This is a genomic window from Bacillus siamensis KCTC 13613 (assembly GCF_000262045.1).
Taxonomy (GTDB): domain Bacteria; phylum Bacillota; class Bacilli; order Bacillales; family Bacillaceae; genus Bacillus; species Bacillus siamensis.
In genome coordinates this window covers 136,247-154,297 of sequence record NZ_AJVF01000013.1, presented here as the reverse complement: position 1 = coordinate 154,297, position 18,051 = coordinate 136,247, and the positions used below count along the sequence as shown (strand labels likewise).

Sequence of the window (18,051 nt, the reverse complement as noted above, 5' to 3'; positions counted from 1 at the left end):
CCCAAATATGGGGGCGGATATTATAATCTGACAGGCAGTGCTTCAAGCCCTCTTAAAAACACATTCTTTCTCCATGATAAATCCTCAGGCGCTCCCTTCAGCTCTATATTCGGAAACCGTTTTAAAAGCGCTGTAAAGGCAATGGATGCTTCCATCCGGGCGAGCGGAGCTCCGAGACAGAAATGAATGCCGAAGCCGAAAGAGATATGGCGGTTCGGTGTTCTCGCTATATTTAATGTATCAGGATCATCAAAATATTCCGGGTCCCGATTGGCTGAACCGATGCCGATAAATATCATATCGCCTTTTTTAATGGAAACATCTTTATAGGTGAAATCTTCAATCGCCCAGCGATTCGCCATCATGATGACGGGAGAGGTATAACGCAAAAGCTCTTCGACCGCCGTCTGAATAGTTTCAGGCTGCCGCTTTATCTTCTCCAGCTGGTCTTTGTGCAAAAGAAGCGCCAGTGTGCCGGAGCCGAGAAGGTTAACCGTTGTTTCAAGTCCGGCAACGACTAACAAAAACAGCATGGAATAAAGCTCTGATTCACTCAGCTTTTGGCCGTCCTCTTCTGCGTAAATCAGCTTGCTCGTCAAGTCTTCACCCGGATGTATTCTTTTTTCTTCGATCAGTGTTTTCATATATTGTTTAAACTCTCTGAGCGCCTGATTGGTCGCTTCTCGTCCGCTTTCTGACGTGTCGACCATCGCGTTTGTCCACACCTGAAATGAGGCGCGGTCCTCTTTCGGAATTCCGAGCAGCTCTGAAATGACGATAAACGGAAGCAGAGCGGCGAAATCTCTCATGATATCAGGATCTGTTTTTGTTTCCATTTCATCCAGCAGCTCTTCTGTAATCCGTTCTATCCCGGTGCGAAGCTGCTCAATCATCCGGGGAGTGAACCCCTGATGCACCAAAGACCGCAGGCGTGAATGATCCGGCGGGTCCTTTGCCAGCATATGCTCTGATACAAAATCGATATCTTCACTGACATTCAGCTTTGCGATCAGCTCCTTCGGCATGACCCGTTTTACATCTCTCGTAATTCTGCTGTCCTTTAAAAACGCCATACAATCATCATAACGAGTGACGAGCCAAGCCGGAAAGGTGCCTCCGAAACGCTGCAGTTCGAATTTATGTATGGGATCCTGCTCTCTGAATGTGCTTAAAACCGCAAAAGGGTTTTCGTGAAACTCGGATGAGTGTGGATGAAACATTATTTTTTCCATCGTGATTTCCCCGCCTTCATGTTTTTAAGAAAGACTTAAGACATAACAAACTGCCGGTGCCTGCCGGCCGATCGGCATTCCTCCTTTTATCCGCTGAAGACACTGATTACAACGGCGCATAAGTATGTCTAAAATATATAAGGAATCAGAAGCTTGTTCAATAGAAAAACCGTAAAGCCGTCATTTTCGTTGGTTATCACCAAAATAGCAAACTTTTTTTACCAATTCATCATGTGTGCCGAATCCGGCTAATATACATATTTACGCTTCATATCAACTTCTTAAGGAGGCTGTGAATGACTGCGTTTATGAAATGGGCGGCAAGTCTGCTTTTGGTGATCTCTCTTCAGTTCAGCTTTATGAGCGCCGGCACTTCGGAGAATACTGCCCGAGCCGCGTCCAGATACGATCAGGTGCTTTATTTCCCGCTGTTAAAATATCCGGAGACGGGAAATCATATAAAAGACGCCATTTCGGCAGGGCACTCTGACATTTGTACAATTGATCGCGGCGGAGCTGAGGATAGAAGGAAAGAATCATTGAAAGGAATTCCGACAAAGCCCGGATTTGACCGTGATGAATGGCCGATGGCGGTCTGTACAGAAGGCGGGGCTGGAGCTGATATCAGATATGTAACCCCTTCGGACAATCGCGGGGCCGGCTCATGGGTCGGAAATCAAATGAGCAGGTATTCCGACGGCACGAAAGTATTATTTATCGTTCAGTAATCTTCTCCGGCGCGCCGGAGTTTTTTTATGCTATGAAAAGGCGGCGTACCGGCTGGACATATGAAATGGCGAAGAGTAAACTTATATGTTGGACTCAGCATGAGAAAGGATTGGATCACATTGACGGTGACTACATACCGAAATATTGCACTTTTGCTTCTTTGTTTAACTGCGGGAATTGTGGATGTGATCGGTTATTTAAGTTTAGGACACGTCTTTACCGCCAACATGACGGGGAACATCGTTTTGTTCGGCATGGCGATCGGCAACTCATGGCATCTTGCCGTACTCAAATCTTTAACCTCGTTAATCGGATTTATTGCAGGCGTTATTGCCGCGGCTTGGCTTGTCGGCAATAAACAGAAATCATTCTGGCCCCCTGCGGTCACTGCCGCATTGATCATTGAAGGGGCTGTTTTGCTTTTGTTTGCTCTGTTCTCCTGCTTTTTTGCAGAATCCATTTCTGTTTATGTGCTGATTATGCTGCTCAGCTTCGCAATGGGAATGCAGACAACAGCCGCGCGAAAACTTGGTGTAGCCGGGATTTCCACGACTGTATTAACGGGAACGCTTGCTAATTTTTTTGAAGATCTCACCGCAAGGTTTTACAAAGCGGACAAGCGGAAGCAGTTTACGAGAGATGCGGTATTGCGCGCGCTTGCCTTGGTGCTGTATTGCTTTGGGGCGGTTATCGGCGCATTTGCCGAACCGAATTATAAATTCGCCGTGATCTGGCTCCCGATTATTATTATTTTAGGTATTATGCTTTGTGCATTTACAATGTTCCACGGTTACTCGGAAGAAAAAAAACAATAAAAAAACGCCGCTGATTCACGGCGTTTTTTTTCGTTTTATTGCTCTTTTCGGGTCCCGATTGTATAAACGGCCCGATCTGTATGTACCTTTAATCCGTCTTGCTCTTTTTGGATGGTAATCTCGCCGAGCAAAGGGATTTCATACGCATCTTGAGGGAGCGGGACATTTCCTTCCTCCGTATAGGTTGTGCCGTGTCCTTTTAGGACGAGTTCTTCGTCAGCTACATAGTCATCGGGATGATTTGTCCGGCGGACGAGAACATCATCAAGGTGAAGCATGATCTGGTCCATATCAGAAATCTCGTTCCGGCTGTCTGTCAGCTCTCCTTTTCTGATATCAAGAGTTTGTCCGATCTGCTTTTGCAGCCATTCTGACAGTTCGGTGTTTGTAAGTGCCATTGATATTCCTCCTTTTATCTACACCATACTTATTCCCTATTTTTTTAGAAATACACTGCTCCGCTTAATCTTTTTTTCTGACAGCCGGTTTTGAAGAGTTACTAGTTTCTTCATTATAATTGTTTACTAAAAACGGGGTCATCTTCCGGTGCAGACGACCCCGTTTACTCATCATATAAAGATTATTCTTTCGGCACGGCGTTTTCGGCGTTCACTGCACCCGCTCCGTAAATGTTCGGATCTTCATTTGTCCATTTATCCGGACTTTCCTTGATCAGTGTTTTTACTTCGTCAGGCGTAAGCTGCGGGTTCTGCTGAAGGATTAAAGCGGCAATGCCCGCACAGATCGGAGTGGCCATCGACGTGCCCGACAGACTGAAATACAATGACCCTACACGATTTGATTTTTGTAATTTGTCAAGGTATGAACGAGGTGAACGAAGGGACACGATATCGACTCCGGGCGCGAGAATATCAGGCTTTTCTTTTCCGTACACCGTCGGGCCGCGGCTTGAGAAAGAAGCAGCCGTATCGTCTTCATTCGCGGCCGTATCATTGTCATCATAGGCGCCTACCGTGATGACCTTCTCACTGACGCCGGGGCTTGAAATCGTTTGAGCTTCCGGACCGGAATTGCCCGCAGCGACGCAGACGACGATTCCTGCGTTCCATGCTTCTTCAACGGCCTTGACGAGCGGATCGTCCGTTTCTTTGTCATATCTGAGCGCTTCTCCGCCCAGTGACATGCTGATGATCCGGATCGGATTGTCAGTGTGTTTTTTATTATATTGTATGCACCATTCCACACCTTCAATGATATCAGCCAAGGTTCCCGATCCGGTTTTGTTTAAAACTTTGACACCGATCAGATTGGCTTCCGGCGCGGGTCCCTGATATTTTCCGGAAGACGATGCGCCGCTGCTCGCGATATCACCGGCGCAATGGGTGCCGTGGCCGTTGTCATCATACGGTTCCGTCCTTTGATTCACAAAGTCTGCAAATCCGGTAATTCTTCCTTTTAAATCGGGGTGCTGATAGATTCCGGTATCAATGACGGCAACGGTTACGCCTTTTCCTGTTAATACGGTGCCGTTTCGGGTCACTTCTTTTGCATGTGATGATTCGGCTGCCGTATCGAGAAGTGCTTTTACTTCCCGGTTTAAATAGACTTTACGGATATCCCGGCATTGAGAAAGAAGCATGTGAAGGGCGGCCGGGGTGACTTCAGCGCTGCAGCAATTAATTGTGTGAAACTGCTTTTTGATCGTGCAGCGTTTCTCATTTGACAGGACCTGGCCTGTGCTGTGAAACCCGGATTCATGGCAGCCTTCCTCGAATTCAATGATGACTGACATTTTCTTTCTGTTTTTCACCTTTTTTTCGAAAAAACGATGGAGAAAGCAAGGCGTCCATTTGAAAGGTTTATATAACTGTAATACATTTTCTCTGAGCGGCCCGTCCAGCTTATGAGCATTTGACCGAACCATTTGTACCATTGAGTAACCAAACATATATACTTTTCCTCCCATTCTGGCGATTCTCTCTATACCATATGAACAGGCAGTATATTCGGTCAGTTTGTTTGTCCTTTCAGAGAGCTGGTTACTTGCGGTTTTTTCATTTGAAAAAGAACGTTTGTTCTCTTATAATGAAACCGACAGAAGGAGGTATATACATGAACATAATATTGAGACATTCCTTGGAAAAGCAGCTTCCGATTGATATTATATATATGAAAAAAGACGGCTCCATTTCAAAACGGACCATTATTATTAAAAAAGGGGATGAGCGGGCTGTAACGGCATTTTGCTGTACAAAAAGGCAGATGAGAACTTTTTTGACGGGCTCCATTCTGTCCTGCGCATTTGCTTCGGGAGACGGATATTCATTTTTAAAAGCGTATTCTTGATGCCGGATGTTTCCGGCTGTGAATCTCCCGCCCCTGAAAATTCGGGCATTCCTCCCTTTTTTTTTGCCTCTCTCAACCTTTTTTCACTGATGCCCGGCATTTGAGCGCTTGAACCGTGACCATCAATTGATTTTTCGAAACCGGGAAGTTTTTCACTGATGATAATGTTAATAGAATGTTAAGATAAGACCTATTGACAAAAATCCAAATAATGAATATCTCATTTTTCAGAAAGGAGCAAAGAAGGAGAGCTGATGAAAAGAATTATACTTAATGTCATCATTATCGTAGCAATGGTCTTACTAATAAGATGTGCTCACTATGCGTCAGACCCTGATCCCTCGAATTCTTCAGATACATACACAGATTTTAAAGATCTGGCTGAACATGAAGACCCCGATGATTATTATATATCGTACAATAAGCGAGAGGGGAGCCCTGTATTGATCATGTCGCCGCACGGAGGGAGAATTGAGGGCGGGGTGAGCGAGATCGTCCGCTCTTTCAGAGATGATTATTCAACCTACCTGTTTGAGGGGTTAAAAGCGCATGATAACCAGACTCTTCATATTACGAGCACCAAGTTCGATGAGCCTTTAGCAGTCGAAAGCATTAAGCAGCACCATTATGTGATCGCAGTTCACGGTTATAAAGGCGACGAGAAAAATACCCTTGTCGGAGGAAGCGACCGGAAGCGGGCGGAAAAACTGGTGAGAGCTTTCAAACGAAATGGATTTCCTGCAGAATTGGCAACCTCAAAAACGGGTCTGGCCGGGGTTGACACAGAAAATATCAATAATCAGGCGCAAACAGGTCTGAGCATACAGCTTGAAATCAGCAGAGAACAGCGGGAAGCGTTTTTTGATAATTTCGACTACCGTGAAAGAGAATTCACAAAAACAGACGAATTTTACCGGTTTGTCCGTACGATAAAAAGAGTGATCAATCAAGAGTATTCATGAGCTTATCATAAGACAAACCAGTGAAAGATGAGTAAACTTGAAAAAAAGGAGGATGGTCCCTTGGCAAAACATCATTTTTATTTAAAAGCAAATTGGCCCGGAAATCGGAATGACGTCGGCGACATTAAAAGCGGCCGGCTGGAAACGGCTGTGTCCATTCCTAAGGAAATGGACGGTCCGGGAGAAGGCACAAATCCTGATGAGATGCTGCTTGGAGCGGCCGCGACCTGTTATATTATAACGCTTGCGGCAATGATGGAAAGAAGCGGTCTGGATAAAGAAGATTTACATATGGAATCTGAAGGAATTGTAGATGTAACAAACGGTGTGTTCACGTATCAAAAAATCATTCACCGCCCGTTTATATTATTAAAGCCGGATGCAAACGAAACGGATTTTGCACTGGCCAGGAAGTTAGCGCAAAAAGCGGAATCGTCTTGTATGATTTCACGAGCGGTTCAGGGAAACGTGGAGATGGAGCTTGAGGTTGAAGTAAAAGCCGCCCGCGCATGACGAATTCAAACGGTCAGCTCCGGGCCGTTTGATTTTTTTTCGTTTTTTGAGATTTGGAACGGTTGAGCAGGATGACGCCCGTGATGACCAACACAAGACCGATCATCATTTTGATCGTCATGGCTTCCTTAAAAACAATAAAGCCGACGATTGCAGTTAAAGCCGTGCCGACACCTGACCATGTCGCGTATGCGGTGGATAAATCAAGACTTTTCAATGAAAAGCTCAAAAACATAAAAGAGGCTCCGATTCCGGCAATGACGCCGAGAGCGGGCCACAGGTGCGTAAAACCGTCCGACAGCTTCAGCATCGTGCTCCCGAACACTTCTGATACAATGGCTAATGCCAAGCAAAGTAATCCTTTCATCAGCATGCCTCTCCTTTCTACCAATTCATCAAAATGACACCGGCCAATAAGAAAAAGAGTCCGATGACGGCCTGCTTGTCCAGTTTTTCCTGAAACCACTTCGCTCCGATAATGGACGCAAGCACCGTTCCGGCCCCGCTCCATGTGGCATAGGATAAGCTGAGCGGAATAAGATTCAGTGTCAGTGAAAGCATATAAAAGGCCAATGAATAGCCAGCCACTACAAGCGCGCTCGGCACAAACCGCGTAAATCCGCGGGAGACCTTCAGCATGGCCGCACCCATTGACTCTGATAAAATAGCAATTGTGAGGAAGATATAACCCAGAATCATATCCAATCCCCCTCTCATCATCATCTTCATGCCTTTTGTTTAAGGCATTAAAATAAAATAATATCCGAACTTTACCCGGCAAGTCAAGACATTCGGCCTATATAAAAAGGCCCCTGAAAGGAGCCCTTTTTGATTGTCTTAGTAGTAATACGGATAGTAAGGGTAGCCGTAACCTCCGTACAAATACGGATTGAACAATGCGCTTCCGACAAGTCCCCCGACAAGCCCTCCGACAAACGGTCCGCCGTAAAAACCAAACGGACGTCCGAACCCGCCAAACCAAGGGCGGCCAAACCAAGGGCGGCCAAAACCAAAACCCGGCCGTCCGAATCCGAAGCCGAATCCGGGACGTCCGAACCCGAAGCCCGGCCGGCCAAAACCAAATCCAGGCCGTCCAAACTGTCTCATATCACTATCTGCTGCGTATGCGTATTCTTCATTCATAATTAAGGTACCTCCAAGAATAAATTTTAGATGATAACAGAGTATTCAGCCCACCAATTTTTGATTGGGCGTTTATCAAAAAAATAAAGGAGTGAGCTTTTGTGGGCCTGTATCAGTCCGATTGGTCAAAAAAACCTCCGCACACACACGCTTACCGGGCTGTAACGGATGTTGTGCAGGGGCATTATCATTTGATCGAAGGCTTCTCACAGCCTGAGAATGGCAGCAATACAGATCAGCATACACATTTCTATACGGGCATTACCTCATTTGAAAACGGCCATTTCCACAGATATTACGGTATTTCCGGCCCTGCCATTCCGAGAGCTGACGGAACGCATTACCATGAGCTTTCAGAGACCACCTTTGCCGCCTACAATGAGCCGATTCAGATCCAGTACGGCGGCGTCGTTTACGATCCGCGGGAGGAAGGCCGGAAAACGCACCGCCATACTCTCAAGGGAAAAACGAAAGAGGTTGTCGGCAACGAGCCGATCGGGTGGTAATTGACGTTTAGCGCTCAGGAAAAAGGGCAAAATGGATAGGTGCATGGAGCAATGAATGCTATAATTAGGGGGAGATTTATAAAAGAGAGTGATACATATTGAAAAATACAAAACAGCCTGTCGTCATACTTGTCGGCCCGACGGCAGTCGGAAAAACAAAACTGAGCATCGGACTCGCAAAAATGCTGAATGCGGAAATCATCAGCGGGGATTCCATGCAGGTATATAAAGGGATGGACATCGGAACGGCCAAAGTCACCGAAGAAGAGACAGAAGGCGTGCCGCATCATCTGATTGATATTTTGGAGCCGTCCGACACGTTTTCAACGGCTGATTATCAAAAAATGGTGAGAGAAAAAATCAGCGAGATTGCCGCCAGAGGAAAGCTCCCGATGATTGTCGGAGGGACGGGTCTGTACATCCAGTCTGTGCTGTATGATTATACGTTTACGGAACACTCCGGTGATCCTTTATTCAGGGAGCGCATGGAGAAACTGGCTGCCGAAGAAGGGGCTGAGGCTCTTCATGCCAAACTTGCGGCGGCCGATCCGGAAGCAGCGGCAGCCATTCATCAAAACAATACGCGAAGAGTCATCCGCGCTCTCGAAATTCTGCACATATCGGGCAAAACAATGTCAGAACATCTTAAAACTCAAAAACGGGAGCTGCTTTACAATGCGGTGCTCATCGGTCTTACAATGGACAGAGAAGTGCTGTACGGCCGGATTAACGAGCGTGTTGACCTGATGATGGAAGCCGGCCTTCTTGAGGAAGTCAAGCGGCTGTATGATATGAATATCCGGGACAGCCAATCGATTCAGGCGATCGGCTATAAAGAGCTGTATGAATATCTTGATGGAAAAGTGCCGCTTTCTCAGGCCGTGGAGCAATTAAAACAAAATTCAAGACGTTATGCGAAACGTCAGCTGACCTGGTTTCGCAATAAAATGTCTGTTTCATGGACCGATATGACGCCGCCTGTTGATCTTGAACAGAAAAAAAAGGAAATTTTCGAGTGTATAGCAGGAAAACTGGAAATTTAATCGAAACAGTATTGTATTGAGAACCAAGGAGGACGAAACATGAAACCGATTAATATTCAGGATCAGTTTTTGAATCAAATCCGAAAAGACAATACGTTCGTCACGGTATTTTTACTCAACGGCTTTCAGCTTCGCGGCCAGGTAAAAGGCTTTGACAACTTTACCGTCTTACTCGAAACGGAGGGGAAGCAGCAGCTTATTTATAAACATGCCATCTCCACGTTCGCCCCGCAAAAAAACGTTCAGCTTGAGCTTGAATAAACTTTTGCCAAAGACCATGAACAATGGTCTTTTTCTATGCGCATCTGTATATTGCCGGCTGTATATCGGCAACATAAAAGGGGGCTTGGAAAACAATGTTCGAAAGTGAGAATGAACTGAGAAGAATCAGGATAACGCTCGTCTGGATCGCTGTTTTTTTGCTGTTTGGAGCATGCAGCAATCATGAAACGGTGGTGACGGATGATGACAGCGGCTCGGCGGATGCCGAACCGCAGACAGAAGGCACGGTGCAGCTGGAGCATAACCATTTCGGCGTCGTCGAAGACGGTTATTTAAAAATATATCGTTACGACGAAAAAACGAATAAAGTCAAACTGAAAAAAGAAACGACGTTAGATGAGCTTGAATAAATTTCACAAGCTTTCGAATTTACAAAGCGGGCCGCACAAGCTACACTAGTTACTGACATTGATCATGCAGAGGGTGAGACGATTGAAACACAAGGTGATAATCAACCATTGGGAAGAAACCTGTGAAGATGATTCCTGCTATGAATATGGAACCAGCATCATTGTTGACGGCAAAGAACTGCTCAGAGAGGCTTCCATCACAAGCGCTCTGAAAGCTGTGCTGAAAGAAATCGGTGCTGATGCGGAAATAGAAGAGACCGTTGAAAGCGAAAAAAAATGTGATTCTTACAAAAAATAAGAATAAAAGTCTAGACTACTAAGCAGTTTTTTTTCATGTTATGATAGACATCGGCTTACACATGACACCTTGAGTAGGATGAGAGATGATTCTCGTTCTGCTCTCTTTTTTGGGCGTTAATCGGGGCAGAACCAAGGTCCGCTCTTTCAAAAATATGAACTTTTTATAAATCGATCTCAATATGTTGTGTTTTTCTGAGAGGTTAGTATACTATATATAGTGTTAAGAGATTCATTATTTTTGATAGGTCGTGATAAGGATGGTTCAAATCATATTTGATTCAAAGACAGGGAATGTTCAGCGTTTTGTGAATAAAACAGACTTTCAGCTGATCCGCAAGGTGGATGAAATGGACCACGTGGACACTCCGTTTGTTTTGGTCACCTACACGACAAACTTCGGCCAGGTACCGGCATCAACACAATCATTTCTCGAAAAATACGCCCATCTCTTATTAGGAGTCGCTGCGAGCGGCAACAAAGTATGGGGCGATAACTTTGCAAAAAGCGCCGATACCATTTCAAGACAATATCAGGTGCCGATCTTGCACAAATTTGAACTCAGCGGCACAGCGAAAGACGTTGAATTGTTTACTCAGGAGGTAGAAAAAGTTGTCACAAAACCAAGTGCCAAAATGGATTCAGTTAAATAACGAAATTATGATCCAACAAGATGGAAAATTCCAGTTTGATAAAGATAAAGAGGCTGTACATAGCTATTTTGTTGACTATATCAATCAAAACACAGTTTACTTTCACGATTTGAAAGAGAAGCTGGATTATTTAATTGAAAACCAATACTACGAAGAAGAATTCTTAAGCCTGTATTCTTTTGAAGACATTAAAGAAGTGTTTAAGACAGCTTACGCAAAGAAGTTTCGTTTTCCTTCCTTCATGAGTGCGTTTAAATTCTATAATGACTATGCTTTGAAAACGAATGACAAAAAAAGAATCCTCGAGCGTTACGAGGACCGGATCTCAATTGTTGCGCTGTTCTTCGCAAACGGCGACACTGAGAAAGCGAAAGAATATGTGAATCTGATGATCAATCAGGAATATCAGCCGAGCACACCGACATTCTTAAATGCGGGCCGCAAACGCCGCGGAGAGCTTGTCAGCTGTTTCCTCTTGGAAGTCAATGATTCCTTAAACGACATCTCAAGAGCGATCGACATCTCCATGCAGCTTTCTAAACTGGGCGGCGGGGTTTCTCTTAACCTGTCTAAGCTCCGTGCGAAAGGTGAAGCGATCAAAGATGTGGAAAACGCCACAAAAGGCGTCGTAGGGGTGATGAAGCTTCTTGATAATGCGTTCCGCTACGCTGACCAAATGGGGCAGAGACAAGGCTCAGGCGCGGCATACCTGAACATCTTCCACCGGGATATTAATGATTTTCTTGATACGAAAAAAATCTCGGCTGATGAAGATGTCCGCGTTAAAACCCTTTCCATCGGCGTCGTGATTCCGGACAAGTTTGTCGAGCTTGCGCGTGAGGATAAAGCCGCTTACGTCTTTTATCCGCATACGATTTATAAAGAATACGGCCAGCATATGGACGAAATGGACATGACGGCGATGTATGAGGAGCTTGTCGACAACCCGCGCGTCAAAAAAGAAAAAGTGAATGCGCGCAAATTGCTTGAAAAGCTTGCCGTTCTCCGTTCTGAGTCAGGCTATCCGTACATTATGTTCCAGGATAACGTAAACAAAGAGCACGCGAATAACCACGTATCAAAAGTGAAATTCTCGAACCTTTGCTCTGAGGTGCTTCAGGCGTCACAGGTTTCAGCTTACACAGATTATGACGAGGAAGACGAAATCGGCCTGGACATTTCCTGCAACCTTGGTTCTTTAAATATTTTAAATGTCATGAAACATAAATCGATTGAGCGCACGGTGAAACTCGCGACGGATTCCCTGACTCATGTATCCGAGACGACGGATATCCGCAACGCGCCGGCAGTCAGACGCGCAAACAAAGCGATGAAGTCGATCGGTCTAGGCGCGATGAACCTGCACGGCTACCTTGCCCAAAACGGCATCGCTTACGAAAGCCCGGAAGCAAGAGACTTCGCGAATACGTTCTTTATGATGGTGAACTTTTATTCTATCCAGCGTTCCGCTGAGCTTGCAAAAGAAAAAGGCGAAACGTTTGAGCATTATGAAGGCTCCACTTATGCAACGGGAGAATATTTCAATAAATATATCGAAAAAGAATTCTCGCCGGCATACGAAAAAATCGCTGCGCTCTTTGAAGGCATGCACATTCCGACAATCGAAGACTGGAAAGAGCTGAAGGCGTTTGTCGCTGAAAACGGCATGTACCACAGCTACAGACTGTGCATCGCGCCGACAGGCTCCATTTCCTACGTCCAATCCAGCACGGCATCCGTTATGCCGATTATGGAACGGATTGAAGAAAGAACATACGGAAACTCCAAAACGTATTATCCGATGCCGGGGTTAGCGTCTAATAACTGGTTCTTCTACAAAGAAGCTTATGATATGGACATGTTCAAAGTGGTGGATATGATCGCGACAATCCAGCAGCATATCGATCAGGGAATCAGCTTTACCCTGTTTTTGAAAGATACGATGACAACTCGTGATCTGAACCGTATTGATCTGTATGCCCATCATAGAGGCATCAAAACCATTTACTATGCAAGAACGAAAGATACCGGGCAGGACAGCTGTCTTTCTTGTGTCGTTTGATTAAAGGAGAGTTTACAGTGACAAAAATTTATGACGCAGCAAACTGGTCAAAGCATGAAGATGATTTTACCCAAATGTTTTACAACCAAAACGTAAAGCAGTTCTGGCTTCCCGAAGAGATCGCATTAAACGGCGATCTCCTCACTTGGAAGTACTTGGGTAAAAATGAGCAGGATACGTACATGAAGGTGCTCGCCGGCCTGACACTGCTTGATACAGAGCAGGGGAACACGGGCATGCCGATTGTGGCCGAGCACGTAGAAGGCCATCAGCGAAAAGCGGTTCTTAATTTCATGGCGATGATGGAAAACGCGGTGCACGCAAAATCATATTCAAATATTTTTATGACACTTGCTCCGACTGAAACGATCAACGAAGTGTTTGAATGGGTAAAGCAGAATAAGTACCTGCAGAAAAAAGCCCAAACCGTTGTCGGACTGTATCGCGCCATCAAAAAAGACGATGAGATTTCGCTGTTTAAAGCGATGGTTGCTTCCGTTTACTTAGAAAGCTTCCTTTTCTACAGCGGTTTCTATTATCCGTTATATTTCTACGGACAGGGAAAACTGATGCAAAGCGGTGAAATCATCAACCTGATTCTTCGTGATGAAGCGATCCACGGCGTCTATGTCGGACTGCTTGCCCAAGAAATATACAATAAACAAACAGAAGTGAAAAAGGCGGAACTTCGTGAATTTGCGATTGAGCTTTTAGAAGAGCTGTATCACAATGAGCTTGAGTATACCGAGGATCTGTACGATCAAGTCGGGCTGTCTCATGACGTAAAGAAATTCATCCGCTATAACGCCAATAAAGCTTTGATGAACTTAGGGTTCGATCCTTACTTTGAAGAAGAGGATATTAATCCGATTGTATTAAACGGATTAAACACCAAAACGAAATCACATGATTTCTTCTCCATGAAAGGGAACGGCTACAAAAAAGCGACGGTAGAACCGATTAAAGACGAGGATTTTTATTTCGGCCAAGATGAAGAGCAGATATAATATCTGCTCTTTTGGCTTGAATGGAGAGGTATGACAGGAGGAACCGACATGGATAAAATGGATGAAATCATCTTAGCTGCGCCGCGGAGTGACGTCTTCCAAAATGAAACGCTGACATTCCAGGGCGTCAACAGCGAAGATGAGCGTATCGTGAAGATTATGGCTCAAATTGAGGAGCATTTTTTAGAAATCAGAAGAGGCGACGCGGAAGAGGACCCGCGTTTTAAACAGCCGATTCCGTATGTCGTCATCCGGCGCGATGATGAAGTGTTTGTGTATGAGCGGCTCGCGGGCGGCGGAGAAACGCGCCTTCATAATAAACTTTCCCTCGGTTTCGGCGGACACATGAATCCTATGGAGGGAGCGGCCTCATTTGCGGAGGTGCTGAAACAGAATACCGACCGGGAGTTAGCAGAAGAACTGCACATCCTTGAGGAAGACAAACAAAACATTGTCACACTCGGTTTAATCAATGATGATGAAAACAGTGTCGGAAAGGTGCATATCGGCATCCTTTCTGCGCTCCAATTAGCGTCTGGAGCACAAGTCGAAGTGAAAGAAAAAGAGCAGATCGCCGGCCGCTGGATGAAAGTGAACGAATTAAAAGAAGAAGACGTGTATCAGCGGCTTGAAACTTGGTCTCAGTTTGTCGCCGATATTCTTCAATAACACAAAAACCCCTGTTCCTCCTAAAAAAGGGAGAACAGGGGTTTTTCATTAGTTTAACGTAATGACAGTATCAAATCCCGCTTTTTTGGCCTGCGCTGCTAAAGATTCAGCATAATCTCTGGAAGAGAATGCGCCAATCTGTACTTTAAATAAGCCGTCTTTCGGAAGCACAATCGCATCAAAACCTTTAGACACCGCATTGGCGGCAAGCGCATCAGCATTTGCTTTCACATTGAAAGCGCCGATTTGCACTTTATACAAGTCAGTCTTTTTTTTTAGCCCGAAAGCCTGCTCCAAGCCCTTGGCATGTCCTCTTGCAAGGCTTTCAATAAAACTGGCTGTTTTCAGTTTATTTGCATCAGCTGCCGTATCAACAAAACCATTCTCCGTCAAAATCGCCGGCATACTTGTCTCCCGCAGCACATGGAAGTTGGCTGTTTTTTTCCCTCGGTCATTAAAACCGGATGCTTGGATTACTTGCGTGTGAACGGCTGACTGGTAAGTCGAAGTCGGCGCTCCGACACCGGGATAAATATAGCTCTCAAATCCGGTTCCGCCTCCTGAGTTAATATGAATGGATAAAAAATAATCTGCGCCCCAGCTGTTGGCGGCATCCGTTCTTTCCGTCAGACTGACCGTCTTATCGCTTGTCCTGCTCATCGTGACAGAAACCCCTTCATACTCATTCGTCAGAATCGTGCGCAAAACCAGCGCGATCTCCAGCGTGACCGCTTTTTCCTGAAGCCCGTTTCCGGTTGCGCCTGAATCAGTTCCGCCATGACCGGGGTCTATAAAAATTTTAACCATTCTCCATCACCTCATTACAGCATATGATGATATTTAAAAGGTGCTTGTACGGCTGTCATTCATGAAAAAAATGAGAAATCCGCCCAGCATTTCCCGGAAAATAAAAATAAATGGTTTGTCCTTCCGTTTCAGCTGAATACAATAAGAAATGAAAAATATTTCTCGGGAAAGCGCAGGATTCAGCATCATTCCCGAAGAGAACGGAAAATGCGACAGATAAAAGGGGTAATCGGGCCTCATGATGATAGGCGGGTGTCACGGAACGCCTTTATCATGAATAAGATAAAGAGAGAACAGAGAGGTGAGCATGTTGGAGCGCGCTGTAACCTATAAAAACAACGGACAAATTAACATCATTCTTAATGGCCAAAAGCAAGTGCTGACAAATGCGGAAGCTGAGGCGGAATATCAGGCCGCCCTGCAAAAAAATGAAGCCAAGCACAGCATTCTGAAAGAAATTGAAAAAGAAATGAACACATTAGTGGGTATGGAAGAAATGAAGCGCAACATTAAAGAAATTTACGCGTGGATATTCGTCAACCAAAAACGGGCCGAACAAGGGCTGAAAGTCGGAAAGCAAGCTCTTCATATGATGTTCAAAGGCAATCCCGGCACCGGAAAAACAACCGTCGCGAGACTGATCGGCAAGCTTTTCTTCGAAATGAACGTGCTTTCCAAAGGACATCTGATCGAAGCAGAACGTGCCGATCTGGTCGGTGAATACATCGGTCACACGGCGCAAAAAACGAGAGATCTGATTAAAAAATCGCTCGGGGGCATTTTATTCATTGATGAAGCATACTCACTTGCTAGGGGCGGAGAAAAGGATTTCGGTAAAGAGGCGATTGATACGCTTGTCAAGCATATGGAAGACAAACAGCATGAATTTATTCTGATCCTGGCAGGGTACTCGAGAGAAATGACACATTTCCTGTCATTAAATCCCGGCCTGCAATCGCGTTTTCCTATCAGCATCGATTTTCCGGATTATTCTGTCGCTCAGCTGATGGACATTGCAAAGCGCATGATAGCGGAGCGGGAGTATCAATTAAGCCAGGAAGCCGAGTGGAAGCTAAAAGATTACTTAATGACGGTGAAAAGCACGACAAGCCCCATTAAATTCAGCAACGGACGCTTTGTCAGAAATGTGATTGAAAAATCAATCCGCGCTCAGGCTATGAGGCTTTTAATGGGGGACCAATACTTAAAAAACGATCTGATGACGATCAAGAGTCAGGATTTATTTATAAAAGATGACACGGCAGCTCATGAATAATCCTCTCAGCCGGTTTGAGAGGCCTTTTTTTATTTCTCTCTTTAAAACCCGCCGGATGTGTGGTATACGTCCTGCGGGTTTGGTATGATAGTACTACTGCCCAATACGACACAGAAAGGAACATCCATTTGAACGAACAGGAAGAAAAAAAAGAAACGGTCATTTTAGTCGGCTGCCAGCTTCCGCACATGACCGACGAGCACTTTGAACATTCCATGGACGAGCTCGCTTCATTGACAAAAACGGCTGACGGAACGGTACTGACCCGGATTACGCAAAAACGGAACAGAGCGGATGCCGCTACATATATAGGCAAGGGGAAAGTAGACGAGCTGAAGGCGCTGTGTGAAGAGCTTGAAGCGGATCTGGTCATTTTTAATGATGAACTGTCACCGAGCCAGCTTAAATCACTCGCCACGGCAATTGAAGCGAAGATCATCGACCGCACGCAGCTTATTTTGGATATTTTCGCAAAAAGGGCGAAGACGAGGGAAGGAAAGCTTCAGATCGAATTGGCCCAGCTTCAATACGCACTGCCGCGTCTGAGCGGACAAGGAATCAATCTCTCCAGACAAGGCGGCGGAATCGGGACGAGAGGGCCCGGTGAGACAAAGCTTGAAACAGACCGTCGCCACATTAGAAACCGCATACACGAAATTAACGTGCAGCTGTCAACGGTTATCCGCCACAGAAGCCGTTATCGGGAGAGACGAAAGAAGAATGGTGTGCTTCAGGCGGCGCTCGTCGGCTATACCAATGCCGGGAAATCAACGTGGTTCAATAAATTAACAAGCTCAGACAGCTATGAAGAAGATCTGCTGTTTGCAACTCTTGATCCGATGACAAGAAAGATGGCGCTTCCAAGCGGTTACAGCGTCCTTTTGTCTGATACGGTCGGCTTTATTCAGGATTTGCCGACGACGCTGATTGCCGCTTTCCGTTCAACGCTTGAGGAAGTGAAGGAAGCTGACTTGATCATTCATGTCATTGATTCTTCCAATGAAGATTACGCGGGGCATGAACAGACTGTTCTCGGACTGTTAAAAGAGCTTGAAGCAGATGATATTCCGGTGTTAACTGCTTATAACAAAAGGGATGAAACACTTCCTGACTTCATTCCGACAGCAGGAGAAGGCCACATCATGATCAGCGCCAGAATCGCCGGGGATGAAGCGAAATTGAAAGCGGAAATCGAAGCTTATTTGCGCCGTGAGCTGATGACGCCGTATGAAGTTCATGTACCCGCCGCTGAAGGCAAATTGATGTCGCGCATTAAATCAGAGACTATGATCGACAGCCTTTATTTTAATGAAGAAAATGAACGCTACGAAGTCTCGGGTTATGTGCAAGAAGAACAAAGCATACTTGGAGAACTGAAGAAATTCATGTAAGGAAGGT

23 protein-coding genes are annotated in these 18,051 nt (G+C 45.4%); 16 read left to right on the top strand and 7 right to left on the bottom strand.

What is annotated here, in order from left to right; all coding sequences use genetic code 11:
• Nucleotides 1-20: 20 nt before the first annotated feature.
• Complete coding sequence (locus tag Y79_RS0101085; protein WP_016936038.1) at nt 21-1,232, bottom strand: cytochrome P450 family protein; 1,212 nt, start codon at nt 1,230-1,232, stop codon at nt 21-23.
• 296 nt (nt 1,233-1,528) lie between these two features.
• Between Y79_RS0101085 and Y79_RS0101080 the strand changes: the two genes are divergently transcribed.
• Nucleotides 1,529-1,960: a NucA/NucB deoxyribonuclease domain-containing protein gene (locus Y79_RS0101080; RefSeq protein WP_016936037.1), complete on the top strand. Its 432-nt coding sequence runs from the start codon at nt 1,529-1,531 to the stop codon at nt 1,958-1,960.
• 60 nt (nt 1,961-2,020) lie between these two features.
• Nucleotides 2,021-2,776 carry a YoaK family protein gene (locus Y79_RS0101075; protein WP_032864741.1) on the top strand — a complete coding sequence of 252 codons (756 nt, stop codon included), beginning with the start codon at nt 2,021-2,023 and terminating at the stop codon, nt 2,774-2,776.
• Nucleotides 2,777-2,811: 35 nt separating this feature from the next.
• On the opposite strand, the gene ymzB is transcribed toward Y79_RS0101075, so the two are convergent.
• Together ymzB and Y79_RS0101065 are read right to left on the bottom strand one after the other, a co-directional pair.
• Nucleotides 2,812-3,174, bottom strand: coding sequence for a protein YmzB (gene ymzB / locus Y79_RS0101070; protein ID WP_016936035.1), 363 nt, complete (start codon nt 3,172-3,174; stop codon nt 2,812-2,814).
• Between the two features lie 182 nt (nt 3,175-3,356).
• A complete protein-coding gene (locus tag Y79_RS0101065) occupies nt 3,357-4,685 on the bottom strand; it encodes a S8 family peptidase (protein WP_016936034.1) in 1,329 nt (442 codons plus the stop codon).
• A 164-nt stretch (nt 4,686-4,849) separates the two neighbouring features.
• On the opposite strand from Y79_RS0101065, the gene Y79_RS0101060 reads away from it, so the two are divergent.
• The 3 genes from Y79_RS0101060 (at nt 4,850) to Y79_RS0101045 (ending at nt 6,558) form a co-directional block, all read left to right on the top strand.
• Nucleotides 4,850-5,083, top strand: a complete 234-nt coding sequence (locus Y79_RS0101060; protein ID WP_016936033.1) for a hypothetical protein — start codon at nt 4,850-4,852, stop codon at nt 5,081-5,083.
• Nucleotides 5,084-5,337: 254 nt separating this feature from the next.
• Nucleotides 5,338-6,045, top strand: a complete 708-nt coding sequence (locus Y79_RS0101050; RefSeq protein WP_016936031.1) for a poly-gamma-glutamate hydrolase family protein — start codon at nt 5,338-5,340, stop codon at nt 6,043-6,045.
• 60 nt (nt 6,046-6,105) lie between these two features.
• Nucleotides 6,106-6,558 (top strand): OsmC family protein, encoded by a 453-nt coding sequence (locus Y79_RS0101045; protein WP_016936030.1) that lies wholly within the window; start codon nt 6,106-6,108, stop codon nt 6,556-6,558.
• Between the two features lie 13 nt (nt 6,559-6,571).
• Here the strand turns inward: Y79_RS0101045 and erbB are convergent, their stop codons facing one another.
• The 3 genes from erbB to Y79_RS0101030 form a co-directional block, all read right to left on the bottom strand.
• Nucleotides 6,572-6,925, bottom strand: coding sequence for an SMR family multidrug efflux transporter EbrB (gene erbB, locus Y79_RS0101040; RefSeq protein ID WP_016936029.1), 354 nt, complete (start codon nt 6,923-6,925; stop codon nt 6,572-6,574).
• 17 nt (nt 6,926-6,942) lie between these two features.
• Nucleotides 6,943-7,257, bottom strand: a complete 315-nt coding sequence (erbA, locus tag Y79_RS0101035; RefSeq protein WP_016936028.1) for an SMR family multidrug efflux transporter EbrA — start codon at nt 7,255-7,257, stop codon at nt 6,943-6,945.
• 138 nt (nt 7,258-7,395) lie between these two features.
• Nucleotides 7,396-7,701: a hypothetical protein gene (locus Y79_RS0101030; protein WP_016936027.1), complete on the bottom strand. Its 306-nt coding sequence runs from the start codon at nt 7,699-7,701 to the stop codon at nt 7,396-7,398.
• 101 nt (nt 7,702-7,802) lie between these two features.
• On the opposite strand from Y79_RS0101030, the gene Y79_RS0101025 reads away from it, so the two are divergent.
• The 9 genes from Y79_RS0101025 (at nt 7,803) to Y79_RS0100985 (ending at nt 14,570) form a co-directional block, all read left to right on the top strand.
• Nucleotides 7,803-8,207, top strand: a complete 405-nt coding sequence (locus Y79_RS0101025; protein ID WP_016936026.1) for a YmaF family protein — start codon at nt 7,803-7,805, stop codon at nt 8,205-8,207.
• A gap of 98 nt (nt 8,208-8,305) precedes the next feature.
• Nucleotides 8,306-9,250 (top strand): tRNA (adenosine(37)-N6)-dimethylallyltransferase MiaA, encoded by a 945-nt coding sequence (gene miaA / locus Y79_RS0101020; RefSeq protein ID WP_016936025.1) that lies wholly within the window; start codon nt 8,306-8,308, stop codon nt 9,248-9,250.
• A 39-nt stretch (nt 9,251-9,289) separates the two neighbouring features.
• Entirely contained in the window at nt 9,290-9,511 is a 222-nt protein-coding gene (hfq, locus tag Y79_RS0101015; protein WP_003154064.1) for an RNA chaperone Hfq, read from the top strand.
• A 95-nt stretch (nt 9,512-9,606) separates the two neighbouring features.
• Nucleotides 9,607-9,882 (top strand): YmzC family protein, encoded by a 276-nt coding sequence (locus tag Y79_RS0101010; RefSeq protein ID WP_016936024.1) that lies wholly within the window; start codon nt 9,607-9,609, stop codon nt 9,880-9,882.
• A gap of 82 nt (nt 9,883-9,964) precedes the next feature.
• Complete coding sequence (locus tag Y79_RS0101005) at nt 9,965-10,180, top strand: hypothetical protein (RefSeq protein ID WP_016936023.1); 216 nt, start codon at nt 9,965-9,967, stop codon at nt 10,178-10,180.
• A 259-nt stretch (nt 10,181-10,439) separates the two neighbouring features.
• Nucleotides 10,440-10,832: a class Ib ribonucleoside-diphosphate reductase assembly flavoprotein NrdI gene (nrdI, locus tag Y79_RS0101000; protein ID WP_016936022.1), complete on the top strand. Its 393-nt coding sequence runs from the start codon at nt 10,440-10,442 to the stop codon at nt 10,830-10,832.
• Nucleotides 10,792-12,894 carry a class 1b ribonucleoside-diphosphate reductase subunit alpha gene (gene nrdE / locus Y79_RS0100995; protein ID WP_007611605.1) on the top strand — a complete coding sequence of 701 codons (2,103 nt, stop codon included), beginning with the start codon at nt 10,792-10,794 and terminating at the stop codon, nt 12,892-12,894. Before nrdI ends, nrdE begins: the two co-directional genes overlap by 41 nt.
• Nucleotides 12,895-12,911: 17 nt before the next feature.
• Nucleotides 12,912-13,901 (top strand): class 1b ribonucleoside-diphosphate reductase subunit beta, encoded by a 990-nt coding sequence (gene nrdF / locus Y79_RS0100990; RefSeq protein WP_016936021.1) that lies wholly within the window; start codon nt 12,912-12,914, stop codon nt 13,899-13,901.
• Between the two features lie 48 nt (nt 13,902-13,949).
• Nucleotides 13,950-14,570, top strand: a complete 621-nt coding sequence (locus Y79_RS0100985) for a hypothetical protein (protein ID WP_016936020.1) — start codon at nt 13,950-13,952, stop codon at nt 14,568-14,570.
• A gap of 48 nt (nt 14,571-14,618) precedes the next feature.
• Here Y79_RS0100985 and Y79_RS0100980 read toward each other — a convergent pair whose 3' ends face one another.
• On the bottom strand, nt 14,619-15,377 hold the full coding sequence (locus Y79_RS0100980) for an N-acetylmuramoyl-L-alanine amidase (RefSeq protein WP_016936019.1): 759 nt from the start codon (nt 15,375-15,377) through the stop codon (nt 14,619-14,621).
• Nucleotides 15,378-15,684: 307 nt separating this feature from the next.
• Between Y79_RS0100980 and spoVK the strand changes: the two genes are divergently transcribed.
• Nucleotides 15,685-16,653, top strand: coding sequence for a stage V sporulation protein K (gene spoVK / locus Y79_RS0100970; RefSeq protein ID WP_032864740.1), 969 nt, complete (start codon nt 15,685-15,687; stop codon nt 16,651-16,653).
• A gap of 128 nt (nt 16,654-16,781) precedes the next feature.
• Nucleotides 16,782-18,044 (top strand): GTPase HflX, encoded by a 1,263-nt coding sequence (gene hflX / locus Y79_RS0100965; RefSeq protein WP_016936016.1) that lies wholly within the window; start codon nt 16,782-16,784, stop codon nt 18,042-18,044.
• Nucleotides 18,045-18,051 lie beyond the last annotated feature (7 nt).

Bases quoted from the DNA above. Each gene is read 5' to 3' on its own strand.
- Y79_RS0100985 (WP_016936020.1), top strand. From the start codon at position 13,950: ATGGATAAAATGGATGAAATCATCTTAGCTGCGCCGCGGAGTGACGTC.
- Y79_RS0101030 (WP_016936027.1), bottom strand. From the start codon at position 7,701: ATGAATGAAGAATACGCATACGCAGCAGATAGTGATATGAGACAGTTT.
- Y79_RS0101010 (WP_016936024.1), top strand. From the start codon at position 9,607: ATGTTCGAAAGTGAGAATGAACTGAGAAGAATCAGGATAACGCTCGTC.
- erbA (WP_016936028.1), bottom strand. From the start codon at position 7,257: ATGATTCTGGGTTATATCTTCCTCACAATTGCTATTTTATCAGAGTCA.
- Y79_RS0101085 (WP_016936038.1), bottom strand. From the start codon at position 1,232: ATGGAAAAAATAATGTTTCATCCACACTCATCCGAGTTTCACGAAAAC.
- Y79_RS0101060 (WP_016936033.1), top strand. From the start codon at position 4,850: ATGAACATAATATTGAGACATTCCTTGGAAAAGCAGCTTCCGATTGAT.
- Y79_RS0101080 (WP_016936037.1), top strand. From the start codon at position 1,529: ATGACTGCGTTTATGAAATGGGCGGCAAGTCTGCTTTTGGTGATCTCT.
- Y79_RS0101075 (WP_032864741.1), top strand. From the start codon at position 2,021: ATGAAATGGCGAAGAGTAAACTTATATGTTGGACTCAGCATGAGAAAG.
- hfq (WP_003154064.1), top strand. From the start codon at position 9,290: ATGAAACCGATTAATATTCAGGATCAGTTTTTGAATCAAATCCGAAAA.
- Y79_RS0101065 (WP_016936034.1), bottom strand. From the start codon at position 4,685: ATGTTTGGTTACTCAATGGTACAAATGGTTCGGTCAAATGCTCATAAG.
- Y79_RS0100980 (WP_016936019.1), bottom strand. From the start codon at position 15,377: ATGGTTAAAATTTTTATAGACCCCGGTCATGGCGGAACTGATTCAGGC.
- Y79_RS0101050 (WP_016936031.1), top strand. From the start codon at position 5,338: ATGAAAAGAATTATACTTAATGTCATCATTATCGTAGCAATGGTCTTA.
- erbB (WP_016936029.1), bottom strand. From the start codon at position 6,925: ATGAAAGGATTACTTTGCTTGGCATTAGCCATTGTATCAGAAGTGTTC.
- spoVK (WP_032864740.1), top strand. From the start codon at position 15,685: ATGTTGGAGCGCGCTGTAACCTATAAAAACAACGGACAAATTAACATC.
- ymzB (WP_016936035.1), bottom strand. From the start codon at position 3,174: ATGGCACTTACAAACACCGAACTGTCAGAATGGCTGCAAAAGCAGATC.
- nrdI (WP_016936022.1), top strand. From the start codon at position 10,440: ATGGTTCAAATCATATTTGATTCAAAGACAGGGAATGTTCAGCGTTTT.